At 63.3% G+C, this 2318-nt stretch carries 4 protein-coding genes and 1 pseudogene; 3 read left to right on the top strand and 2 right to left on the bottom strand.

The window, feature by feature from the left end; genetic code table 11:
* The 3 genes and pseudogenes from C5F48_RS25460 to C5F48_RS23260 all read left to right on the top strand — a co-directional run.
* Positions 1 to 307: pseudogene (locus C5F48_RS25460) on the top strand (ParB/RepB/Spo0J family partition protein); the annotation flags it as partial.
* A gap of 821 nt (positions 308 to 1128) precedes the next feature.
* Positions 1129 to 1386, top strand: a complete 258-nt coding sequence (locus C5F48_RS23265) for an antitoxin (RefSeq protein WP_107666065.1) — start codon at positions 1129 to 1131, stop codon at positions 1384 to 1386.
* Positions 1383 to 1784, top strand: a complete 402-nt coding sequence (locus C5F48_RS23260; RefSeq protein WP_211314718.1) for a type II toxin-antitoxin system VapC family toxin — start codon at positions 1383 to 1385, stop codon at positions 1782 to 1784. The genes C5F48_RS23265 and C5F48_RS23260 overlap by 4 nt, the downstream gene beginning before the upstream one ends.
* Before the next feature lie 24 nt (positions 1785 to 1808).
* Here C5F48_RS23260 and C5F48_RS24955 read toward each other — a convergent pair whose 3' ends face one another.
* Positions 1809 to 1982: a hypothetical protein gene (locus C5F48_RS24955; protein ID WP_170139787.1), complete on the bottom strand. Its 174-nt coding sequence runs from the start codon at positions 1980 to 1982 to the stop codon at positions 1809 to 1811.
* 109 nt (positions 1983 to 2091) lie between these two features.
* A partial coding sequence (locus C5F48_RS23255) for a type II toxin-antitoxin system VapB family antitoxin (protein ID WP_107666063.1) occupies positions 2092 to 2318 on the bottom strand: 227 nt, incomplete at its 5' end.

Here is a 2318-nt window from a genome sequence, read left to right as displayed (position 1 = left end):
CAACGACTCCGCTCCGCTGTTCAGCAGCCTCGAGGCCGAGGCGGGCGCGTCGATCCGCTTGATCTGGACGCCGACCGTGGCGAACTTCTTTGGGCGCGTCTCGGCCTCCTATCTTGATGATCTTGTGAGGGAGATGCTGGACCGCGACGAGACGGACACCCAACTCCGGGTGTTCAGGAGCCTCAAGAAAGGCGCGAAGGCCGCAGAACTGGAAAACCTGTTCAGCGATCCCGAGACGCAGGCGCACTGGAAGGTGACGCCCGCGCAGAAGGCCCGCCTCGATGCGTGGCTTCCCGACTGCGCCTGATCCGCGACGGGGGGCGGCGAGAGCCGCCCCTTCCTCCTGACCCTTCACCAGACCGAGGATGCTGATGATAGACCGCCCCGCGCCCGAAGCCCTTACGCCCGATCAGATCACCGCCCTTGTCGACTATGCCCGCCAGCATGGCCGCTCATGGAAAAGCCGCCTCGCGCGGGAGTGGCGGGCCGTCAGCGCGTCCGCCGACCTCCACCGCCTGCGCAACACCCACGACCCGGCGTGGCTCACGACGCTCCGCCTTGACAGCGGCACACGCATAAGTTGTACTCGCGCCATATCCCTCCCTGTTTTGTCCTTGTGGTGAGGACTGACTGCCGCCCCTCCTTGGGCGGCATTTTTTCTGTTCATCGGTCGGGTTGGGGGAGGTGGAGCGCGGGTTGCCCGGTCAGCGCCGCCGCCAAGGGACGGCAGCGCCGACCGGCCCGGGCCTTCGGTCCGAAGCCGCCCTGGGCGGCTGGCGCCGTGGGGAAGCGCGCTGTCCTGAGCCTTGACCGGTGCAGGAGCCGTCCCAATGTGCGATCTCTATTCCCCGATCCGTAGCCAAGACGCCATGCGCCGGCTGTTCGATGGGACGGAGGATCTGAGCGGCGATCTGCCGATGCAGGCCGGATCTATCCCGCCGAGGGAGCCGCGGTTCATCCCAAGGCCATGCCCTCGATCGTGACCAAGCCCGAGGAATGTAAGAGTGGCTGACTACGCCTTGGCCCGAGGCCACGACGCTGCGACAGGGAGGGCGGCGGTGCAGGTTGAAAGTCTCCGCATCATGATGTATATGTGTGTGCATATACATGCGAGCAGGAGGGGCGATCATGCCGCTGCCATATTCAGAGCCTCGTGAGGCCAAGCTCTTCCGTAACAACAAGAGCCAAGCCGTCCGAATTCCCGCAGACTTCGAGATGCCGGGGGATCGCGTGAACATCTATCGGGATGGGAACCGGCTTATCATCGAGCCGGTGCGCCGCAAGAACCTGCTTGAAGTGCTGGCTGGACTGGACCCACTTGGACCGGACGATCAGTTTCCTGACGTGGATGAGACGCTTCTGCCGGCCAAGGAAATCGACCTTTGACCCCCTATATGCTGGACACCAATATCATCTCCGATCTGTTGCGAAATCCTGACGGTAACGCGGCAAAGCGTATTGCCGATGTTGGTCCGGATGCGATCTGCGTGAGCATTATCACGGCGGCAGAGCTGCGATATGGTTGTGCCAAGAAAGGGTCCGCGAAACTTCTGGCGCACGTTGAAGCGATACTGGAAAGTGTGCAGGTTCTCGCATTCGATGCGCCTGCTGACGCGGAGTATGGCGGCATTCGCGCCGAACTTGAGGCCGCTGGCAAGCCCATTGGTCCGAATGATCTGTTGATCGCGGCTCATGCCTACGCCGCAGGCGCAATCCTCGTGACTGACAACTCGGGCGAGTTCTCCCGTGTTCGTGGCCTACGGGTTGAAAACTGGATCAGATAGCCGATGAACCGGGGGTTCGATCCATCAACCCTGAACGCCGCTCTGGAAGGGGGGCTTCCAGGCCCGATCCACCCGAAACGCCGGATAGCCGTCGTTCAGCAGCTCGGCCGCGACATCGAGGTCCTCGCCGTCCGCATGAGTGCGGACGATCAATCGCGCGCGGCTTATCGCCAGCGAGGCGATGACCTCAAACTGCACGATGCTTGACACCCACAGCTTGCACTGGCTTCCGCCAGCGCCGCCGTGAAACCCGCGGCCTCGGGCTCGCCCTTCAGGATCGCCATCAGCACCGAGCCGTCGACGAACATCATAAACCCCCGGAGAGATCGTCCATCAGCGCCTTGTCGTCGCTGCCGTCCGCAACGATCCCCGCCGCCCGCGCGCGGGCGTTAATCGGGGCGACCCGCTCTTGCAGCGTCCCGGTCTTCTGCAGGGCCTCGATCTGCTTTTCCAAGGCGGATCGCACCGCATCGGTCTTGTTTTCGCCGGTCAGAGCGGCGAGTCTTTCGGCCAGATCGTTCACAGCATCATCGC

This window comes from Cereibacter changlensis JA139 (assembly GCF_003034985.1).
Classification (GTDB): Bacteria; Pseudomonadota; Alphaproteobacteria; order Rhodobacterales; family Rhodobacteraceae; genus Cereibacter; species Cereibacter changlensis.
The sequence above is the reverse complement of the archived record's forward strand: the minus strand, read 5'-3'. Positions and strand labels throughout refer to the sequence as shown.